Raw genomic sequence first — 2281 nt, forward strand, 5'->3', positions numbered from 1 at the left:
GCTGCTGGTCAAGTAACGCCGGTGCTGGTCACGTAGTCAGCCGAGGGGGGAGCCGTTCGGTAGGACGACGATGACGAGCTCCGCAGCAGCCCTTGACGAGAGCCGTCGCCCGGTCACGCTGATTGGGCGGCGGCGCCGGTCGCGAGCGGGGGAGCCGCGGAACTCCACACTGAGTGGCCGCTACACGCAAGCTGCTTGATGTGCCAGAATCGCAAGCATGGACGCGAAGGCACTCGGTAGGCGTATCGCGGAGGCGCGAGTAGCTGCCGGCATGTCGCAGCGGCAGCTTGCGGAAGTGTTGGGCCAGCTCGATCACACTTCGGTCAGCAAGGTGGAATCGGGAACCCGACGCGTCTCGGCGACGGAAATGTTCGCCATCGCCGCGACGCTCGACAAGCCATTGCAGTGGTTCGTGATGGACGAAGTGCCTGCGGTGATCAGCCGCCGCACCGACGCCGGATTCGACCCGGAAGTCACAGAGCGCATGGACGAGGCAATCGAGTTGCTAGCTGACGACATGCGATCGCTGATGCACAAAGAACTGATCTCGACTGTGCGCCGACCCGAATCGGCGGTGCCCGACCGTCATGAGGACGCGGAGCGGGTTGCCCACGAGGCGCGCAGACGGGCCGGGCTGGACAACGAGCCCATCCCCGATATTCTCTCGGTCTGCGAGCGGCTCGGGATGTACGTTTTCGTGGGTAACTACGGTGAGTCGGCGGATGGTGCCTGCGTGACCGTCGACGGGGACAGCGACACGGCGGTGGCCGCTGCGGTGATCAATTCTGAGCAGCCGCAGGGGCGCAAGCGAGTCACGGTCGCCCATGAACTAGCGCACTGGCTGGTAGGCGACGCCTATGACGCACACAGCTCCGATTCCGAGACGATGGTCAAGTCGGTTGCTATTCACTTCCTGATCCCCCGCGAGGGAGCGGCGAAGTTGTGGAGTGACTACCCGACGGAGAGCCCACGCCGCCGCGCCATCCGCATCGCCGGCAAGTACCGGGTCTCGTGGACGGCTACGGTCAACCAGCTCAAGAACGTGGGTCTGATCGAAGAGCGCGAGCGTGTGGCGCTCGCGCGGGAAGTCCCATTTGCTGGGGACTTTGTGGCGGTGGGTGTCCCGCTACCCGCTGACGACCTCGTCGCTCCGCGGCTGTCCCCGCAATTTGCAGCCGCTGTGGTGCGCGGGTACGAAGATGCCAAACTCACACGTAAGCGAGCGCTGCAGATGCTGCGCGGATCAATCAGCGACGCAGAGCTGCGTCCACGAGACGAGTCACCCTTCGAGGTGATCGACGAAGATGCCTGAACGATGGGTCATGGACACGAGTGTGTTCACCCACTGGCATCGTGCAGGCCACGGCGAGATACTGCGAAGGCTCTCGCCCAGCGGGCGAGTGATATTGATACCGGACGCGGTGAACGCCGAGGTTGAGTTGGCGCGCGAGCGCTACTCCGGGATTCCGGCAATCGCGGAGTGTGAGTGGACCGAACTCGTCGTCCTCGATTCCGACGAGGGAGCAGTGCAGCTGGCGATCCAGTCCGACATGGGAGCCGAGACAGCTGCTGAGCACGCCGGTGAGGCCGCGGTAATCGCATATGCGCAAGCGCACAGCTGCACCGCGATTATCGACGAACGTGAGGCGCTCAGCCAGGCGGTCGAGCGCATGGTCGAGGCCCGGGACTCGATGTGGATCGCCACCGAGGCACTTCACGTCCTCGACGATATCGATCGTGGCGATGCAGAGCGGGTCGTAGATGACCTGCTTGCGACGGGGATGTGGTTGCCGGTGAAATCCGGGGCGAGTCTCGTCGCGTGGGCGTACCGAGAGGGGTACATGGACCGATAACTAACGTGGAAGCGGGAGAGGGTTGTGGCGGGTCAGAGTGGGCGAAGACGGAGTATCGACGACGGGTCCGAGGAGACGGACGAGGAGCAGAAGCTGCGCAACGAGTCGCGCAAGATCCTCGACCTGCCGGAGCTGCGGGTCGCCGGCACCTGCGTGCGCGTCCCGGTGTTCACCGGTCACACGTTGAGCATCAACGCCGAGTTCGAGCGGGACATCACCCCGGAGCAGGCGCGCGAGCTGCTGTCCTCGGCGGCCGGCGTGAAGGTCGTGGACGTGCCGACCCCGCTGGACGCCGCGGGCATCGACGAATCGCTGGTGGGCCGCATCCGACAGGACCAGTCGATCGAGGGCAACAGGGGCCTGAACCTCATGGTGGCGGGCGACAACCTGCGCAAGGGCGCGGCGCTCAACACGATCCAGATCGCGGA

Annotated in this window: 2 protein-coding genes and 1 pseudogene; all 3 read left to right on the forward strand. The window is 65.0% G+C overall.

Translation table 11 applies throughout. The features are described 5' to 3' along the window. Positions 1-217: 217 nt before the first annotated feature. Positions 218-1312, forward strand: a complete 1095-nt coding sequence (locus G6021_RS09295) for an XRE family transcriptional regulator (RefSeq protein ID WP_182641130.1) — start codon at positions 218-220, stop codon at positions 1310-1312. Between the two features lie 10 nt (positions 1313-1322). Then, positions 1323-1853, forward strand: a complete 531-nt coding sequence (locus G6021_RS09300; RefSeq protein ID WP_182618193.1) for a hypothetical protein — start codon at positions 1323-1325, stop codon at positions 1851-1853. 54 nt (positions 1854-1907) lie between these two features. Then, positions 1908-2281, forward strand: a pseudogene (locus tag G6021_RS09305) (Asd/ArgC dimerization domain-containing protein); the annotation flags it as partial.

The organism is Dietzia sp. CW19 (genome assembly GCF_014145265.1).
GTDB classification, from domain to species: Bacteria; Actinomycetota; Actinomycetes; order Mycobacteriales; family Mycobacteriaceae; genus Dietzia; species Dietzia natronolimnaea.

Coding starts and splice junctions, on each gene's coding strand:
- G6021_RS09295 (WP_182641130.1), top strand. CDS start 218: ATGGACGCGAAGGCACTCGGTAGGCGTATCGCGGAGGCGCGAGTAGCT.
- G6021_RS09300 (WP_182618193.1), top strand. CDS start 1,323: ATGGACACGAGTGTGTTCACCCACTGGCATCGTGCAGGCCACGGCGAG.